This is a genomic window from Salmonella sp. SAL04157, from assembly GCF_046551635.1.
Lineage (GTDB): Bacteria > Pseudomonadota > Gammaproteobacteria > Enterobacterales > Enterobacteriaceae > Salmonella > Salmonella enterica.
This window is the reverse complement of the sequence record NZ_JBGDVS010000004.1, coordinates 418,019-435,671: the sequence shown is the minus strand read 5'-3', so window position 1 is coordinate 435,671 and position 17,653 is coordinate 418,019. Positions and strand designations below refer to the sequence as shown.

Sequence of the window (17,653 nt, the reverse complement as noted above, 5' to 3'; positions counted from 1 at the left end):
GTGTAGGCCTGGTAAGCGAAGCGCCATCAGGCTTTCAGATTACAGCGCGCTAATAACCGCCTGCTGCTCAATCAGCTTCGCTTTGGCTTCTGCGTAACCGTCCAGCTTCTCACGCTCTTTGGCAATCACCGCTTCCGGCGCACGGGCGACGAAACCTTCGTTGGACAGTTTGCCTTCGATACGGGCAATCTCGCCTTCGATTTTCGCCACTTCTTTCGCCAGACGCGCCAGCTCATCGTCTTTGTTGATGAGGCCTGCCATCGGGATCAGCAGTTCGGCGCCGTCGATGATTTTGGTCACGGAAACCGGACCTTTGTCATCGGCTGGCAGCACGGTGATGCTTTCCAGACGCGCCAGGGTTTGCAGGAAGCTACGGTTGTCGTTAACACGACGAACGGCTTCTTCACTACAGCCGCGCAGCAGCAGTTCCAGCGGTTTGCCCGGGGCGATGTTCATTTCCGCACGAATGTTACGTACGGCGACGATCGCCTGCTTCAGCCACTCGGTATCGGCCAACGCGGCTTCATCCACCTGTGCGGCGTTATATTCCGGGAACGGCTGTAGCATGATGGTGTCGGCGGTAATGCCACAGATAACCTTCACGCGCTGCCAGATGGTTTCGGTGATGAACGGGATGATCGGGTGCGCCAGGCGCAGCAGACCTTCCAGTACGGTGACCAGCGTATGGCGGGTGCCGCGCAGTTCGGCTTCGGTGCCACCGTTCATTACCGGCTTGGTCAGCTCCAGATACCAGTCACAGAACTGGTTCCAGGTGAACTCGTACAGAATGCCCGCGGCGATATCGAAGCGGAAGCTGTCCAGCGCGTCGCGGTACGCTTTAACGGTCTGGTTGAATTCCGCCAGGATCCAGCGGTCCGCCAGCGACAGCGTCATTTCACCGCCGTTGAAGCCGCAATCCTGCTCTTCGGTGTTCATCAGCACAAAGCGGCTGGCGTTCCACAGCTTGTTACAGAAGTTACGGTAACCTTCCAGACGCTTCATATCCCAGTTGATGTCGCGGCCGGTCGAGGCCAGCGCCGCCAGGGTAAAGCGCAGGGCGTCGGTGCCGTGCGGCTCGATGCCGTTCGGGAACTGCTTCTCGGTACGCTTGCGGATTTTCTCCGCCATCTGCGGCTGCATCATGTTGCCGGTGCGTTTTTCCAGCAGTTCCGGCAGGGAGATGCCGTCCACCATATCCAGCGGGTCGATAACGTTACCCTTGGATTTAGACATCTTCTGGCCTTCGTCGTCGCGAATCAGACCGGTCATGTAGACAGTATGGAACGGCACCTGCGGCTTGCCGTTTTCATCTTTGATGAAGTGCATGGTCATCATGATCATGCGGGCAATCCAGAAGAAGATGATATCGAAGCCGGACACCATCACGCTGGTGGGGTGGAACTGACGCAGCGCGTCGGTGTTTTCCGGCCAGCCCAGCGTAGAAAAGGTCCACAGCGCGGAGGAGAACCAGGTATCGAGAACGTCTTCGTCCTGACGAAGCTGAACGTCGGCACCGAGGTTATTTTCCTGACGCACTTCGTCTTCGGTACGGCCAACGTAGACGTTGCCGTCGTTGTCATACCATGCCGGGATACGGTGACCCCACCACAGTTGACGAGAGATACACCAGTCCTGGATATCGCGCATCCAGGAGAAATACATGTTTTCGTACTGCTTCGGTACGAACTGAATGTCGCCGTTTTCAACCGCTTCCACCGCCGGTTTCGCCAGCACGTCGGCACGGACGTACCACTGGTCGGTCAGCATCGGTTCGATAACCACGCCGCCACGGTCGCCGTAAGGGACGGTCAGATCGTGCGGTTTAATTTCTTCCAGCAGGCCGAGCGCGTCAACGGCAGCAACGATGGCCTTACGGGCAGCAAAGCGTTCCAGCTTCTGGAACTCAGCCGGAATCTCGCTGGAATAAACGTCAGACTCTTCACCTTTGGTATCGAACACTTCCGCGCTTTCGCGAATGTCGCCGTCAAAGGTCAGGATGTTGATCATCGGCAGGGCGTGACGTTTCCCGACTTCATAGTCGTTAAAGTCGTGCGCCGGGGTGATTTTTACGCAGCCGGTGCCTTTTTCCATATCGGCGTGTTCGTCGCCCACAATCGGAATGCGGCGGTTAACCAGCGGCAGAATAACGAATTTGCCAATCAGATCTTTATAACGCGGATCTTCCGGGTTCACGGCCACGCCGGTATCGCCCAGTACGGTTTCCGGACGGGTGGTGGCGACAACCAGGTAATCTTTACCGTCTGCGGTTTTCGCGCCATCGGCAAGCGGATAGCGGATGTGCCACATCGAGCCTTTGGACTCGCGGTTTTCCACTTCCAGGTCAGAGATGGCGGTGCGCAGTTTCGGGTCCCAGTTCACCAGGCGTTTGCCACGGTAAATCAGGTCTTCTTTGTACAGGCGAACAAAGACTTCTTTCACGGCATTGGAAAGGCCTTCGTCCATGGTGAAGCGCTCGCGTTCCCAGTCAACGGAGTTGCCGAGACGGCGCATCTGACGGGTAATGGTGCCGCCGGATTCCGCTTTCCACTGCCAGATTTTGTCGATAAACGCATCGCGGCCGTAGTCGTGACGGGTTTTACCTTCTTCAGCGGCAATCTTGCGCTCAACCACCATCTGGGTCGCGATCCCGGCGTGGTCGGTGCCGACCTGCCACAGAGTGTTTTTACCCTGCATACGCTGGTAACGGATCATGGTATCCATGATGGTTTGCTGGAAAGCATGTCCCATATGCAAACTGCCGGTGACGTTCGGCGGCGGGATCATGATGCAGAAGGACTCTTTGCTTTCGTCGCCGTTAGGCTTGAAATAGCCCTGCTTTTCCCAGTGCTCGTAAAGCGGCTGTTCGATATCTTGGGGGTTATATGTCTTTTCCATTATTTCCAGGTTGCCGTATTCAGGTTAAAACCAGCCACGCGGTAGGCTTTGTAGCGTTCGCGCGCCAGTTGTTTCAAAGTTTCTTCGTAAGGGACGAAGTCTACCACTTCTGTGAAAGCGGTGGCAAAATCTGCAAAGCTTGTACGCAGGCTGATTAAAATATCGCGCGGGCTGCTGTTGCGTTTTTGCGGCCAGGCAATTTCAACCGGCGCGCCGCCGCGTGGGCCTTCGCCTGCCAGATTGTGCGGGACAAAACTTTCCGCCGGTCTTGCCCACAGCGCTTCATCCAACCGAATGGCCTGCTTCTCATCTTCGCAGGCGATCAGCACGCGCTTGCCGGCGCGCCAACGTTCTGCGGCAATTTCACACACCAGTTGTTCAACGGCGCTTAAACCATTGACGGTAGTGTCATTATCCAGAAGATAGAACGTCGCATTCTTCATATATGGGGCTTCTTGTGGTGGATTTAAATGCGTTGCCATGATGCATCCCGTAGGCCGGATAAGCGCAGCGCCATCCGGCAAAACGCCTGATGGCGGCGCTAATGCGCCTTATCAGGCCTACGGGGTAATCTCAAACTTACTCTTCGCCGTTAAAGCCCGCGCGATTGAGCAGGAACTGCGACAACAGCGCTACCGGACGCCCCGTCGCGCCTTTCGCTTTGCCGGAGCGCCAGGCGGTGCCGGCGATATCCAGGTGCGCCCAGTTATACTTACGGGTAAAGCGCGACAGGAAGCAGCCCGCGGTGATGGCGCCGCCAGGACGACCACCAATGTTTGCCATATCCGCAAAGTTGGACTCCAGTTGTTCCTGGAACTCATCGCCCAGCGGCAGACGCCACGCGCGATCGCCCGCTTGCTCGGACGCGCCGATCAGCTCATGCGCCAACGGGTTATGGTTCGACATCAGACCGGTAATGTGATGGCCCAGCGCAATCACGCAGGCCCCGGTTAGCGTCGCCACGTCGATAACCGCTTCCGGTTCGAAGCGCTCAACGTAGGTCAGCACGTCGCACAAAACCAGACGGCCTTCGGCGTCGGTGTTCAGGACTTCAACGGTTTGACCAGACATGGTGGTCAGCACGTCGCCCGGACGATACGCGCGTCCGCCCGGCATGTTTTCACAGCCCGCCAGCACGCCGATAACGTTAATCGGTAGCTGAAGCTCGGCAACCATACGCATCACGCCGTAAACCGCCGCTGCGCCGCACATGTCGTACTTCATCTCGTCCATCCCTTCAGATGGCTTGATGGAGATGCCGCCGGAGTCGAAGGTCAGGCCTTTACCCACCAGCACGATCGGGCGCGCGTCTTCGGATGGATTGCCCTTGTACTCAATCACCGACATCAGCGATTCATTCTGCGAACCGTGGCCGACCGCCAGATAAGCGTTCATACCCAGTTCGCGCATTTGCTGTTCGCCGATGACGCGGGTGATGACATTTTTGCTGTAGCTGTCGGCCAACTGGCGCGCCTGTGACGCCAGGTAGGCGGCGTTACAGATATTGGGCGGCATGTTGCCGAGATCTTTCGCAGCCTTAATCCCGGCGGCAATGGCCAGACCGTGCTGAATGGCGCGTTCGCCGCTGGTGAGCTCACGGCGGGTCGGCACATTAAAGACCATCTTACGTAGCGGGCGGCGCGGCTCGCTCTTGTTGGTCTTGAGTTGATCAAAGCTATAAAGCGTCTCTTTGGCCGTTTCGACGGCCTGACGCACTTTCCAGTAGTTGTTGCGGCCTTTGACGTGCAGTTCGGTCAGGAAACAGACGGCTTCCATCGAACCGGTATCATTCAGAGTATTTATCGTTTTCTGAATAACCTGCTTATACTGACGTTCATCAAGCTCGCGCTCTTTGCCGCAACCAATGAGGAGGATTCGCTCGGAAAGAACGTTAGGAACATGGTGCAGCAACAGAGTCTGCCCCGGTTTTCCTTCCAGTTCGCCGCGACGCAGCAATGCGCTGATGTATCCGTCGCTAATTTTGTCGAGCTGTTCTGCAATCGGAGAAAGGCGACGCGGTTCAAAGACGCCCACGACAATGCAGGCACTCCGCTGTTTCTCCGGGCTACCGCTTTTTACACTGAACTCCATGCACTATGCTCCTGAATCTTAAAGACAACAGTGGTGGCTACAGCTATACTCGTCGTCTTTCAAGTTGCAGATGCGTTGGCTGCGCCTGCTCACCCCTGTCGCTTACCTGATGTAAGCTCCGGGGCTCCACAGTCTTGCCGCCTGCCTGCAACTCGAAATCCATTAGAGTATAGAAATTGAAAGCTTTCGTAACTCATATCCGCTGTTGCGGTGACTTCGTGTTAATCTTAACGTTATTACGGCATTGGCACGTCAGAACAAGTTCTGAGAGGTGAATCCGCTGAGTATAATGATCTTAGCGATGATTTCGACGACTCAAGAGAATAAATGACGTTTAAGCCATGAAACAAGCTAAATTCCAGCAAAAAAATGGGTTTTTACGGGCGTATTTAAAGTGATAATCATAAGATATCTGGTGCGGGAGACGCTCAAAAGCCAGCTGGCGATACTCTTCATCTTACTTTTGATCTTCTTTTGTCAAAAGTTAGTGAGGATTCTCGGCGCGGCGGTTGACGGCGATATTCCCGCAAATCTGGTGCTCTCGCTTCTGGGGCTGGGCGTACCGGAAATGGCGCAGCTCATCCTACCTTTAAGCCTGTTCCTGGGGCTGCTGATGACGCTGGGCAAACTGTATACCGAAAGTGAAATTACGGTCATGCACGCCTGTGGGTTGAGCAAAGCCGTGCTGGTAAAGGCCGCCATGGTACTGGCGTTATTTACCGGTATCCTTGCGGCGGTTAACGTGATGTGGGCCGGTCCCTGGTCGTCAAAACACCAGGATGAAGTGCTGGCGGAGGCGAAAGCGAACCCCGGTATGGCGGCGCTGGCGCAGGGGCAATTCCAGCAGGCGACCAACGGCAGCTCGGTGCTGTTTATCGAAAGCGTTGATGGCAGCGACTTCCACGATGTTTTCCTGGCGCAGATTCGCCCTAAGGGCAATGCTCGTCCTTCTGTGGTAGTGGCTGATTCCGGACACCTTACTCAGTTGCGCGATGGTTCCCAGGTTGTCACCTTAAACAAAGGGACACGTTTTGAAGGAACGGCGTTGCTACGCGATTTTCGCATCACCGACTTCCAGAACTATCAGGCGATTATTGGCCATCAGGCCGTGGCGCTGGACCCGAACGATACCGACCAGATGGACATGCGCACGCTGTGGAATACCGACAACGATCGCGCTCGCGCCGAGCTGCACTGGCGTATCACGTTAGTCTTTACCGTATTTATGATGGCGCTGATGGTCGTGCCGCTCAGCGTGGTGAATCCACGTCAGGGGCGCGTCTTGTCTATGTTGCCCGCCATGCTGCTTTATCTGCTGTTCTTCCTGATCCAGACCTCCATTAAATCGAATGGCGGTAAAGGCAAACTGGACCCGGTTATCTGGATGTGGGCGGTCAACCTGATCTATCTGGCGTTGGCGATTGGTTTAAACCTGTGGGATACGGTGCCGGTCCGCCGCCTGCGTGCCCGTTTTCTGCGTAAAGGAGCGGTATAATGCAGCCATTTGGTGTACTTGACCGCTATATCGGTAAAACCATTTTTACCACCATCATGATGACGTTGTTCATGCTGGTGTCGCTCTCCGGGATCATCAAGTTTGTCGATCAGCTGAAAAAAGCGGGACAGGGTAACTACGACGCGCTGGGCGCGGGTATGTACACCCTGCTCAGCGTACCTAAGGATATCCAGATCTTCTTTCCTATGGCGGCGCTGCTTGGCGCGCTGCTGGGACTGGGGATGCTGGCGCAGCGTAGCGAACTGGTGGTGATGCAGGCATCGGGTTTCACCCGTATGCAGGTGGCGCTGTCGGTGATGAAAACGGCTATCCCCCTGGTGCTGTTAACCATGGCGATCGGCGAATGGGTCGCCCCGCAGGGCGAGCAGATGGCGCGTAACTATCGTGCGCAGGCGATGTATGGCGGTTCGCTGCTTTCCACCCAGCAAGGTCTGTGGGCGAAAGACGGGAATAACTTTGTCTATATTGAACGGGTGAAGGGCGACGAGGAGCTGGCCGGCATTAGTATTTACGCTTTCAACGATCAGCGTCGTTTGCAGTCGGTGCGTTACGCCGCTTCGGCAAAATTCGATCCGGAGCATAAGGTTTGGCGTTTGTCGCAGGTGGATGAGTCCGATCTGCAAAACCCGAAACAGATCACCGGTTCGCAGACGGTGAGCGGTACCTGGAAAACGAATCTGACGCCGGATAAGTTAGGCGTGGTGGCGCTGGATCCGGATGCGCTTTCCATCAGCGGTCTGCATAACTACGTTAAATATCTGAAGTCGAGCGGACAGGACGCCGGACGTTATCAGCTCAATATGTGGAGTAAAATCTTCCAGCCGCTCTCCGTGGCGGTGATGATGCTGATGGCGCTGTCGTTTATCTTTGGACCGCTGCGTAGTGTGCCGATGGGCGTGCGCGTGGTGACGGGGATTAGCTTCGGCTTCGTCTTTTACGTTCTCGACCAGATTTTTGGCCCGCTGACGCTGGTATACGGCATTCCGCCGATTGTCGGCGCGCTGCTGCCGAGCGCGTCTTTCTTCCTGATTAGCCTGTGGCTAATGCTGCGTAAGTCGTAATCACAGTAATCGTAGGCTTGATGGCGCTGCGCTTTTCAGGCCTACTCCGGACCCGTAGGCCGGATAAGGCGTTAGCGCCGCCATCCGGCAGACCGCCTGGTATTCCTCGAATGATGTAGCGCGTAGCCTGATGCGTGGCGCTTTTGGCTACGCGTTAAGCACAGACAAGCTGTGGGAAAGAGAATAATCGCAGTAGTTCAAAAATTTATAATGTGTTGCCGTGATAAATCTGATAACCCAAATCAATCGTATTATGGTTGAGATCGTTATTTTTAATTTTATTGAGCAACATCTGCGCGGCCCTGCGCCCGATCTCAAAACGAGGGGTAATTACGCTGGCGAGGCTCGGTATCATTTGCCTGCCCATCTCCAGACCGTGGAAGCCGGCGATGGAGATCTGCTCCGGTACGGCCAGTTGACGCTCGCGGCACCACAGTAGAGCGCCCATTGCGATATCGTCGTTAGTACAAAAGACGCCATCCACGTCCGGGTGCGCAGCAAGCGCATCACGCATTAGCTGTATCCCCAGATGGATAGAGGAGATAGCGCGGGGATTGATGCGCAACGGTGCCAGCCCCCGGCGCGTCATCGCGTCGCAGTAGCCATGATAACGCTGCTCATCACGGATATCGTCTTTTGAACCCAGATAGAGGATTTTACGCCGCTGGCGTTTATCCAGCATGGTGCTGACCATATCAAAGGCGGCCTGACGGTTATCAAACCCCACCTCCATATCTAAGCGATCGCCTTGGATATCCATGAGTTCTACAATCGGAAGGGTAGCTGAGCGCAGGAATTTGACGGTTCTGAGGGTATGATATTTTTCTGAAAGAATAATGCCGTCGATATTGTAAGACAGTAAATTGATAACGGACTCTTCTTCCGAATCGCGATTGTAATTGTAATTCGCAATGAGAGTTTGGTAGTTATGACCCGACGTTACGGATTCAATCCCGGCAAGAATGTCGGCAAACAACTGGTTCTGAAAAGAGGGGATCAGCACGCCCAGAGTGTAACTTTGCGCGTTTAACAGCATAGCAGGCGCGCGATTTGGTATGTAGTTAATTTCCTCCATGATCTGCGCAATACGCTCGCCGGTTTCCCTGGCGACTTTTTTCGGTGAGCGGATGTAACGGCTCACCGTCATTTTTGTCACGCCAGCAAGCGTAGCGATATCCTGCAAAGAAATTCTGTGATTCCTCATGTTTTCTCCAGTACCGGGGGCGGGAACGTCGCCCCCATGGTTAATTGGGCTGCGGATGATGAATTAATGCAGAACCGCATTCAGCGCCAGTACGCCCAGCAACCCCATGACAGAAATCAATGTTTCCATAACGGTCCAGGTGCGTAGGGTTTCCCCGACGCTAAGATTAAAATACCCTTTAAACAGCCAAAAACCGGGATCGTTAACATGTGATGCAATAACGCTTCCCGCGCCTGTCGCCAGTACCATTAACGCCGGATCGGCGTGGGTTACGTTAATAATCGGCAATACGACGCCCGCTGTGGTTATCGCGGCCACGGTCGCGGAACCTAACGCAATACGCAGCACGGCGGCTACCGTCCAGCACATTAATAACGGAGATAGCGAGGTGCCGGTCATTAATTGCGAGATATATTGGCCCACGCCACTATCCACCAGCACTTGTTTAAACGCGCCGCCGCCCGCGATGATAAAAACAATCATCGCAATAGCGCCAATGGACTCGCCGACGATATCCATCACCTGCTCAACCGTACGTCCATTGCGTCGACCCAGCGTAAAAATGGCGATGATAATGGCAATAAACAACGCCACTGCTGGATTACCGATAAATTCGAAGAAAACCCGCACGGCATTCGTTTTTGGTAGTGTGATTTCACATACCGCTGCGATGGCCATCAGAATGACCGGGATCACGGCGGCAAAAATACTGTTCCAGAATGACGGCATCTCCTCTTCACTGAATAGGTGAGGATTAAATAATCCTTCAGGCGGCGCTTTCTCAAAGCGCGCCAGCAATTTTGAAAACAGAGGGCCGGCAACAATCACGGTCGGTATGGTAATGATTAACCCATACAGCAGGGTCGTACCGAGATTTGCCTCAAAAATTGTCGCAATAGCGGTAGGGCCGGGATGCGGCGGCAGGAAGCAGTGCGTAACGGATAAGGCGGCGACCATTGGAACCCCGACATACAGCAAGGGCAGTCCCGATGAGGCCACAATCGTAAAAACGAGCGGCAACAACAGTACGAATCCGACTTCAAAAAACATTGCCAGGCCGACGATAAGCCCGGTGATCACCAGCGCCCATTGCACGCGTTTTTTGCCGAACGTATTAATGAGCGTCGTCGCAATGCGCTGCGCGGCGCCGGTATCGGAAATTAATCTTCCCAGCATCGCGCCAAAACCGAGGATCATGGCGAGTCCGCCCAGAGTACCGCCAATTCCGTTTTGTATGGAGTGCAGGACGTCTTGCGCGCCCATCCCTTCGGCAAATCCCACCACGGCGGCAACCAGAACAAGGGCGATAAAGCCGTTAACTTTAAAGCCAATCATTAAGACCAACAGCAGCGCAACGCCTGCCGCAATAATTATTAATGGCATATTCGTCTCTCTTATTAGCGCCAAAATAGCAGCGCTTACGCGCTGCATCGTATTTCCCTGGTCAGACGGCAACCAGCATACCGCCATCGACAAACAGCAGATGTCCGTTAACAAAGTCGGAGGCTTTTGACGAGAGAAACACCGCTGCGCCAATAAGCTCCTGGGGATCGCCCCAGCGTGCGGCAGGCGTACGTTTGCATAGCCAGGAGGTGAAGGCTTCATCTTCAACCAGCGCTTTGGTCATCTCCGTTTTGAAGTATCCCGGCGCAATACCGTTGACCTGGATATTATGACGCGCCAGCTCCACGCACATGCCGCGAGTCAGCATCTTCACGGCACCCTTCGACGCGGCGTATGGCGTAATCGTGTCGCGGCCCAGCTCGCTTTGCATCGAACAGATGTTGATCACTTTTCCTGCCTGCCGCGCCACCATACGGCGCGTAACGGCCTGAGAGACGAGAAAAACCGCGGTCTGATTTACGGCGATGACGTCATTCCACTCCTGCTCGGGAAACTCAGTAAACGGATGACGGCGCTGGATACCGGCGTTATTTATCAGGACGTCAATGACGCCGATATCTTTTTCGATATGTTCAACCGCAGCTTCAATATCCTGTTTATGGGTGACATTAAAGGGAGCGGCAATAGCCTTTATCCCTTCCTGCTGAAGTTTCGTCACGGCTGTTTCGGCGCGTTCCGGGGTAATATCGTTAACAATAATGCGCGCGCCATAGCGACCAAGACCGGTTGCCAGCAAATAACCAATTCCCTGAGCGGCTCCGGTGATAAGGATATTTTTACCTGCCAGTGAAAAAAGATCGTTCATGATAGTGTCCCTTATTTTACTTTCTCAGAAAACGAGCTGAACTTTTGCCGCCTGTGTTTTGTCTCCGGCAAAGATCAGCGCCGCTTCCAGGTCGGTAAATGGATATTCCGCGCTCAGTAACGGCAGCGGATTGATAACGCGGTTGGCAAGCCAGGAAACCGCAGTATTAAATTCGGTAGTAAAACGGAAAGAGCCTTTCAGCGAGATCTCTTTGCTTATTAGCATCATCATCGGGAAGTTGGGGACTGCGCCGCCCATGCCAACCTGCACCATCACGCCTTTGGCCCGTGTGACTTCCAGACACGTTGAGATAGAGGAAGGATGCCCAGAGACTTCAAAACTGATATCGAAATACCCTTTTTCTGCTTTCCAGCCATCAAGAGAGTCATGCTGTGGGTTTACCAGCGTATCCGCGCCCATCTGCCGGGCCAGCGAGAGAGAACGGGTACTGATATCAGCACATACCACTTCCGCTGCGCCCAGCGTTTTTACCGCGCTAACAATCAGGCAGCCGATAGGGCCAACGCCGGAGATAAAGACGCGTTTGCCTTGCAGATCGCCCGCCTCATGAGCCGCATGAATGGCAACCGCCAGCGGTTCGGCAAAGGCCATGGCTTTTTCGTCTGCCTGTTCCGGCCAGGGAATGCACTGAACGGTATCGACAGCTTTAAATCGGGTAAAACCGCCATCGACATGCGGAAAATACATGGCGCTGCCAAAGAAACGCATTTCAGTACAGTGGTTTTCTTCATGCTGCAGACAGTATTTGCAATGACCGCAAGGCTTCGATGGATTAATCGCTACCGGTTGTCCTTCACGTAATAAATCTGAGTCGCTATGAACGATTTTGCCAATCACTTCATGACCTAAAATCATTGGCGCTTTTACTGTAAAATTGCCGACTTTGCCTTCCTGATAATAATGTAAGTCAGACCCACAAATGCCGCCTCGGGTAATTTGTACGAGTGTTCCTTTATTATTCCATTCAATATTTTGTTCCGTAACGGCAACAGCACGCTTACCCGCAACAACGCAGGATTGAGTTTTTACTTCCATAAATTCCTCACTGGTCAGGTAGTTACCCTGAACGCATTTAAGCGGTTTTATTTGTCATTATTTGTGACTTATGTCACGCTGGAAAATTGTTACACTACAATGTTACGCATAACGTGATGTGCCTTAGAGTTCTTCTCTATGGAAATTAAAAAACGTGAAATTGTCGAACGTAGAGGCGTAATATTGTGGTGTGGAATATGACTCAGAGGTATTTAAATGGCCGGGGAAAGCTATATTTTAATGGGTGTTTCAGGTAGTGGTAAATCTTTAATAGGCAGCAAAATTGCAACATTATTTTCTGCGAAGTTTATTGACGGCGATGATCTCCATCCGGCGAAAAACATTGATAAAATGTCTCAGGGAATACCGTTAACTGATGAAGACCGTTTACCCTGGCTGGAACGATTAAATGACGCTTCATACAGTCTTTATAAAAAAAATGAGACGGGATTTATTGTCTGCTCGTCATTAAAAAAACAGTACCGCGATATTTTACGTAAGAGTAGCCCTAACGTACATTTCCTGTGGCTGGACGGCGATTACGCCACCATTCTGCAGCGAATGCAGCGTCGTGCCGGGCATTTTATGCCGCCAGACCTGCTGCAAAGTCAGTTTGACGCGCTGGAGCGACCCTGTGCCGATGAACATGATATTGCGCGTATCGATGTTAATCATGACATCGAGCACGTGGCGGAGCAGTGCCGACTGGCTGTACAGGCTTTTCGTCAGGCACTCAACGCTTCCTGATCATTGTCAAAGCGCTGAGTCAGGCGGTCAGAAGTCAGCTTTTAGCACTACACGATAGCGGGCTTTGCCGTCGCGAACGTGCTGAATAGCCTCGTTGATTTGTGACATTGCGAACAGTTCCGTGGTGGGCGCGACTTTGCTGCGTCCGGCGAATTTCATCAGTTTGCGAAGTTCATATGGCGTTCCGGTTGCCGAGCCTGAGATACTGCGATCGCCGGCAATCAATGTAAACGCCGGTACGGGCAGCGGCTTCAATACGGCCCCAACGGTATGGAAGTTGCCGCCATACGTCAGCGCTTCGAAGTAGGGTTGCCAGTCGAGATCGACGTTAACCGTGTTAATAATGAGATCGAACTGGCCCGCCAGTGCTTTTAACGCTTCCGGATCGCGGCTGTTCACCACGTTATTGGCCCCCATCGCCAGCACTTCCTGCTCTTTCGATGGATTTGAGCTGAACGCGGTGACTTCGCAGCCCATTGCATGTAACAGCTTTATGGCGATATGCCCAAGCCCGCCAATACCGATGACGCCAACGCGGCTGGTAGCAGTAATATGGTGCATCAGTAGCGGTTTAAAGACCGTAATGCCGCCACATAACAGCGGGCCTGCGGACGCCATATCTATATTCTCCGGAAGAGGAATTACCCACTGCCAGCCCGCGCGAAGCTTCTCGGCAAAACCGCCACGATTGAGGATAGTGGGCACTGCGCCTTCCTGGCAGTTAATTTGATTGCCGCTGATACAGGCATCGCAGTGTCCGCAGCTGCGCGCCGTCCAGCCGATTCCAACGCGCTGGCCGACTTTTAGCCCCTTATCCTGTGCCGCGCTGCCGAGCGCGGCTACCCGACCGATGACCTCATGTCCGGCAACCAGAGGGTATTGAGAGAACCCCCATTCATTGTCGATCATCGACAGATCGGAATGGCAGATCCCGCAGTAGTCGACCCGTACCTCGACATCTTCCGGTTGGAGTTCTCCCGCGTCATATTCATAGAGTTCGAGTTCGCCGCCCGCCTCTTTGGCGGCATAGCTTTTTATTATCGTCATTGTGTTTCCCTTAATGTGGTGTTGAACTGAAAAGTGTAGAGCATGGAGGCAAGGGACGCCCGGCGTTAATCTGCTGGAGAAGGCGGGAAGTAGCCTAATTATTCTATTTAATACTCAACGCTGCTGAAATTTTCAGCACTTAGCGATACAGGTGTATGCTCGTGCTTGCATGGCGGCGTATGACAGGTATAATCCACAACGTTTTCCGCATACCTCTTCAGTGCCGAAGTGGCGAAATCGGTAGACGCAGTTGATTCAAAATCAACCGTAGAAATACGTGCCGGTTCGAGTCCGGCCTTCGGCACCAAAAGCATGTAAATGGACCTCAACTGAGGTCTTTTTTTATGTCTAAAATCCGCGCCACACAAGGCTTTTCACGATTTTCCCCTTAATTGAAGTCAACTCGGGTCAACCCACATCAAGTCGCTTGTGAGTATATAACTGAGTATATATGCTGATTCGATAATGTTTGTATACTCACGGCGGTACATGGAAGGAGAACCATCATGGCTCTGACTGATACTAAAGTCCGTTCGGCAAAACCTGAAGATAATGCAAACCCGCTATCTGATGGTGATGGCCTGTTTTTACTGGTACATGCTAATGGCTCCAAATATTGGCGATTTCGTTTTCGCTTTGGTGGCAAGCAGCATGTGATGGCGTTTGGCGTTTATCCCGAAGTTTCACTGGCGGATGCCAGGAAGAAAAGGGAGGAGGCCAGGAAGCTGGTTGCTGCTGGTATCGATCCTCGAGCACATAAACGTGCTGTGAAAGAAGAACAGGCGAAAGAGATTATTACTTTCGAGAAGGTCGCCCGAGATTGGCTCGCGACCAACCAGAAATGGTCGGAAGCTCACGCTGAGCGAGTGAAAAAGAGTCTGGAGGATAATGTTTTTCCGGCGATTGGGACGCGCAATATTGCTGAATTGAGCACCCGCGATTTGTTACTTCCCATTAAGGCCGTAGAGACGTCTGGACGTCTTGAAGTGGCTTCCCGTCTCCAACAACGTACTACGGCCATCATGCGTTATGCAGTACAAAGCGGTTTAATTGATTACAATCCGGCTCAGGAGATGGCAGGAGCGATTGCTTCTGGCAATCGAAAGCATCGTCCTGCGCTGGCCTTAAAGCGTATTCCAGAACTGCTTCAGAAAATAGATGGCTATACCGGAAGACCATTAACCCGTTGGGCAACCGAACTCACCCTGCTTATCTTTATTCGTTCCAGTGAACTGCGTTTTGCACGCTGGTCGGAGATAGATTTTGAAACCTCGATGTGGACGATCCCTCCTGAGAGAGAACCCATACCTGGCGTTAAGCATTCTCATCGCGGCTCAAAGATGCATACACCGCATCTGGTGCCTTTGTCTAAGCAGGCGCAGGAGATCCTGAAACAGATAAAGCAGTTCTGTGGCAAGCATGAACTGATTTTTATTGGCGATCACGATCCGCGTAAACCGATGAGTGAAAACACGGTGAACAGTGCGCTACGGGTGATGGGGTATGACACTAAAGTTGAGGTTTGTGGTCATGGCTTCCGCACGATGGCTTGTAGCTCATTGATTGAGTCAGGGTTATGGTCAAAGGATGCGGTAGAACGACAGATGAGTCATATGGAACGTAACTCAGTGCGGGCAGCGTATATCCATAAGGCGGAGTTTATCGACGAACGCAAACTGATGCTGCAATGGTGGGCGGATTTCTTGGATGCGAATCGGGAGAAAGGGATCACGCCGTTTGACTATGCGAAGATCAACCAGGGGCATGGTGAGTGAGACGAGTGCTTTTATTTCTTGATTGATGTTTAAATTAAAATGACCAACCAGCCCGATTAGGGCTGGTTGGTCGCTGTATTTTTTATATGCCTCGGAAAGAAAGGTCGGTATTCCGAAAAAAGAAAGAGGCTTAAATACAATGAAATTCATATTTATTGAAAATTCGTAAATTGCTACGCAGTGGCAGGCTCGATTTTTGATTTCATGAAAGTTACGTAAATGTAATGACATGTGTGTTTTGAGGGCAGGACATCATACAGATTACATACATAGACAAGAAGAAATGGTTTTTAATGTGAATATGAACATAACTATGCCATAAGGTGGCGAAAGGCCTATAGAGATCAAGGGGTAGCTTGTATAAAATAGGTGCATTCTTACTTTAGAGAACATGAAGTTATGAGCGCAATCACATTACGTAAAGCGTTGGGTGTACTTGCGAAGTCATCTTCGTTTTCCGTCACCACCGTGACACACCGTCAGAAGGATGAGTTCGATCAGTTAAAGGAACAACTCTTTGTTAAACAAGAGATTGAAACTGAATTGCAACGCTATCTGGATGTTGCTAAACCCGGTGAAATCATTTTTTTGTGCGGTAGTAGCGGGGATGGAAAGTCCGAAATTTTAACCCGCTGTCAGTCAGATCCGCGTTATCAGCGGCGATTTAGTTTCCACCTGGATGCCACGCATAGCTTTGCCCCTCGACAATCAGCTATTGATGCTTTGAATGATTTATTTGCTAATCATCACCAACAATCATCTCCGTTGCTCATTGGCATCAACACAGGGATGCTAGCCAATTTTGCCAGAGAAGGTGCTGAATGCCACCAGGCGATCCGGTCTGCAATTGACTCATTTTTATCAGCGCAGCAGGATGCAAGCCGTCCTTATCGTAAGGAGAATTGTTCTTTTTTTGATTTTGAACACTACCCTAAATTCCAATTTAACGAAAATAAAAACTATTCATCATTTATTAAAGCCTTATTAGATAACTTAACTCGTGATGATGATAATAATTTATTTCAGTTTATCTTTCGGCGCGATGAGTCAGTTAATCCGGATCTAAAAGAGGTCGCAAACTTTAAATTGCTTTGTATACCTGGTGTGCAGAATGTATTAATTACGCAGCTTTTTAAAGCGCGATTAATTAAAGACCAGTTTGTAACAACCCGAACGCTGCTGGACTTTCTGCATCATCTGTTGATGGGGCCTGGCTATTTGTTTGATAACCTCTTCACCGGTGCAGAAAATGATCTGATTAAAAAAGTTTCCGATTTTGATCCCGCCAGATTGCACACTTATGAACTTGATCAGTTTGTTTTGCGCTATGAATTGGGATTGGTTGATGCTGAGCTCGATGATTTTTTAGCCGCACTTGAGCCGTTACACATTAAGTTTGATCGCCAGTGCGTTAAGCCCGGTGACGCAACCTCCTTGATCCGGCTTTTCTGGCTATTGCAGCACGAGTCGTTGGGTAATGATTATCATCGGAGATTTTCCGCGTTCTTTAACGAATCGTTGTTTGAACGTTACTCAGAAATCTGGCATTTGCATAGAAATTACACAGCAGATCCGGAGCAAAAAAGATCACTGAATCGCTTTTATGCTTTTGAGCTTATCGCGGGTATCCAGCGCTATGCTAACCGCAAAGCACCTGAATTAAGTATGCAAAAAGAAGAGTTCTTTTTGGGTGAGTTTGGTGGGGTTAAAATAACCGCGCCGGTGGAGGTAAAGCCTGATTGGGATGCTATCCGTAATAAACATACGGCTCATCCAACTGGCTTCGATGTCTATTTAAAGGTGGGGCAAAATCCACTACCGCATATCCATATCGGGCTTAATTTGTTCGAATTATTGGACAAGTTGAATAATGGCTATCGTCCGAATAAATACGATAAAAATGCCATCGTGTTACTGGATGAAATTGTTGAGTTGATCGCGGAGCAGGCTAAATCCAGCAGCGAAATCAAATTTTATGATGGCAGACAACGGGTTTATCGTGCAAAGGCGGATGACGATATGATCACTATTAGCGGTATGGAGGGTTAGCAG

At 51.7% G+C, this 17,653-nt stretch carries 14 protein-coding genes and 1 tRNA gene; 7 read left to right on the top strand and 8 right to left on the bottom strand.

What is annotated here, in order from left to right:
- Nucleotides 1-39 precede the first annotated feature (39 nt).
- From ACLJRE_RS11865 to pepA, 3 genes are all read right to left on the bottom strand, one after another.
- Complete coding sequence (locus tag ACLJRE_RS11865; protein ID WP_000416333.1) at nucleotides 40-2,895, bottom strand: valine--tRNA ligase; 2,856 nt, start codon at nucleotides 2,893-2,895, stop codon at nucleotides 40-42.
- The gene (gene holC / locus ACLJRE_RS11860) at nucleotides 2,895-3,338 is read right to left on the bottom strand and encodes a DNA polymerase III subunit chi (protein WP_001523689.1); all 444 of its coding nucleotides are present in this window, start codon (nucleotides 3,336-3,338) and stop codon (nucleotides 2,895-2,897) included. Before holC ends, ACLJRE_RS11865 begins: the two co-directional genes overlap by 1 nt.
- 136 nt (nucleotides 3,339-3,474) lie before the next feature.
- Complete coding sequence (pepA, locus tag ACLJRE_RS11855) at nucleotides 3,475-4,986, bottom strand: leucyl aminopeptidase (RefSeq protein ID WP_000397158.1); 1,512 nt, start codon at nucleotides 4,984-4,986, stop codon at nucleotides 3,475-3,477.
- Between the two features lie 280 nt (nucleotides 4,987-5,266).
- On the opposite strand from pepA, the gene ACLJRE_RS11850 reads away from it, so the two are divergent.
- From ACLJRE_RS11850 to lptG, 3 genes are all read left to right on the top strand, one after another.
- Nucleotides 5,267-5,317, top strand: coding sequence for a hypothetical protein (locus tag ACLJRE_RS11850; protein ID WP_212724070.1), 51 nt, complete (start codon nucleotides 5,267-5,269; stop codon nucleotides 5,315-5,317).
- A 63-nt stretch (nucleotides 5,318-5,380) separates the two neighbouring features.
- On the top strand, nucleotides 5,381-6,481 hold the full coding sequence (lptF, locus tag ACLJRE_RS11845; RefSeq protein ID WP_000584132.1) for an LPS export ABC transporter permease LptF: 1,101 nt from the start codon (nucleotides 5,381-5,383) through the stop codon (nucleotides 6,479-6,481).
- Nucleotides 6,481-7,563: an LPS export ABC transporter permease LptG gene (gene lptG, locus ACLJRE_RS11840; protein WP_001182242.1), complete on the top strand. Its 1,083-nt coding sequence runs from the start codon at nucleotides 6,481-6,483 to the stop codon at nucleotides 7,561-7,563. Before lptF ends, lptG begins: the two co-directional genes overlap by 1 nt.
- A gap of 205 nt (nucleotides 7,564-7,768) precedes the next feature.
- Here the strand turns inward: lptG and ACLJRE_RS11835 are convergent, their stop codons facing one another.
- The 4 genes from ACLJRE_RS11835 to idnD all read right to left on the bottom strand — a co-directional run bounded on the left by ACLJRE_RS11835 (nucleotide 7,769) and on the right by idnD (nucleotide 12,032).
- Nucleotides 7,769-8,767, bottom strand: a complete 999-nt coding sequence (locus tag ACLJRE_RS11835) for a LacI family DNA-binding transcriptional regulator (RefSeq protein WP_001244060.1) — start codon at nucleotides 8,765-8,767, stop codon at nucleotides 7,769-7,771.
- Nucleotides 8,768-8,830: 63 nt separating this feature from the next.
- Nucleotides 8,831-10,150 carry a gnt-II system L-idonate transporter gene (gene idnT, locus ACLJRE_RS11830; protein WP_001128356.1) on the bottom strand — a complete coding sequence of 440 codons (1,320 nt, stop codon included), beginning with the start codon at nucleotides 10,148-10,150 and terminating at the stop codon, nucleotides 8,831-8,833.
- Nucleotides 10,151-10,211: 61 nt separating this feature from the next.
- Nucleotides 10,212-10,976 (bottom strand): gluconate 5-dehydrogenase, encoded by a 765-nt coding sequence (idnO, locus tag ACLJRE_RS11825; protein WP_000998688.1) that lies wholly within the window; start codon nucleotides 10,974-10,976, stop codon nucleotides 10,212-10,214.
- A 24-nt stretch (nucleotides 10,977-11,000) separates the two neighbouring features.
- A complete protein-coding gene (idnD, locus tag ACLJRE_RS11820; protein ID WP_023212811.1) occupies nucleotides 11,001-12,032 on the bottom strand; it encodes an L-idonate 5-dehydrogenase in 1,032 nt (343 codons plus the stop codon).
- 216 nt (nucleotides 12,033-12,248) lie between these two features.
- On the opposite strand from idnD, the gene idnK reads away from it, so the two are divergent.
- Nucleotides 12,249-12,779, top strand: a complete 531-nt coding sequence (gene idnK / locus ACLJRE_RS11815; RefSeq protein WP_023212810.1) for a gluconokinase — start codon at nucleotides 12,249-12,251, stop codon at nucleotides 12,777-12,779.
- Nucleotides 12,780-12,806: 27 nt separating this feature from the next.
- On the opposite strand, the gene ACLJRE_RS11810 is transcribed toward idnK, so the two are convergent.
- The gene (locus ACLJRE_RS11810) at nucleotides 12,807-13,826 is read right to left on the bottom strand and encodes an NAD(P)-dependent alcohol dehydrogenase (RefSeq protein ID WP_000152563.1); all 1,020 of its coding nucleotides are present in this window, start codon (nucleotides 13,824-13,826) and stop codon (nucleotides 12,807-12,809) included.
- A 222-nt stretch (nucleotides 13,827-14,048) separates the two neighbouring features.
- Between ACLJRE_RS11810 and ACLJRE_RS11805 the strand changes: the two genes are divergently transcribed.
- From ACLJRE_RS11805 to dptF, 3 genes are all read left to right on the top strand, one after another.
- Nucleotides 14,049-14,133 (top strand) — tRNA-Leu (locus ACLJRE_RS11805).
- A 199-nt stretch (nucleotides 14,134-14,332) separates the two neighbouring features.
- Entirely contained in the window at nucleotides 14,333-15,601 is a 1,269-nt protein-coding gene (locus ACLJRE_RS11800; RefSeq protein WP_023212809.1) for a tyrosine-type recombinase/integrase, read from the top strand.
- A 399-nt stretch (nucleotides 15,602-16,000) separates the two neighbouring features.
- Nucleotides 16,001-17,650, top strand: a complete 1,650-nt coding sequence (gene dptF, locus ACLJRE_RS11795) for a DNA phosphorothioation-dependent restriction protein DptF (RefSeq protein WP_023212808.1) — start codon at nucleotides 16,001-16,003, stop codon at nucleotides 17,648-17,650.
- The last annotated feature ends 3 nt before the right edge of the window (nucleotides 17,651-17,653 follow it).

Coding starts and splice junctions, on each gene's coding strand:
- ACLJRE_RS11865 (WP_000416333.1), bottom strand. CDS start 2,895: ATGGAAAAGACATATAACCCCCAAGATATCGAACAGCCGCTTTACGAG.
- holC (WP_001523689.1), bottom strand. CDS start 3,338: ATGAAGAATGCGACGTTCTATCTTCTGGATAATGACACTACCGTCAAT.
- pepA (WP_000397158.1), bottom strand. CDS start 4,986: ATGGAGTTCAGTGTAAAAAGCGGTAGCCCGGAGAAACAGCGGAGTGCC.
- lptG (WP_001182242.1), top strand. CDS start 6,481: ATGCAGCCATTTGGTGTACTTGACCGCTATATCGGTAAAACCATTTTT.
- ACLJRE_RS11835 (WP_001244060.1), bottom strand. CDS start 8,767: ATGAGGAATCACAGAATTTCTTTGCAGGATATCGCTACGCTTGCTGGC.
- idnT (WP_001128356.1), bottom strand. CDS start 10,150: ATGCCATTAATAATTATTGCGGCAGGCGTTGCGCTGCTGTTGGTCTTA.
- idnO (WP_000998688.1), bottom strand. CDS start 10,976: ATGAACGATCTTTTTTCACTGGCAGGTAAAAATATCCTTATCACCGGA.
- idnD (WP_023212811.1), bottom strand. CDS start 12,032: ATGGAAGTAAAAACTCAATCCTGCGTTGTTGCGGGTAAGCGTGCTGTT.
- idnK (WP_023212810.1), top strand. CDS start 12,249: ATGGCCGGGGAAAGCTATATTTTAATGGGTGTTTCAGGTAGTGGTAAA.
- ACLJRE_RS11810 (WP_000152563.1), bottom strand. CDS start 13,826: ATGACGATAATAAAAAGCTATGCCGCCAAAGAGGCGGGCGGCGAACTC.
- ACLJRE_RS11800 (WP_023212809.1), top strand. CDS start 14,333: ATGGCTCTGACTGATACTAAAGTCCGTTCGGCAAAACCTGAAGATAAT.
- dptF (WP_023212808.1), top strand. CDS start 16,001: ATGAGCGCAATCACATTACGTAAAGCGTTGGGTGTACTTGCGAAGTCA.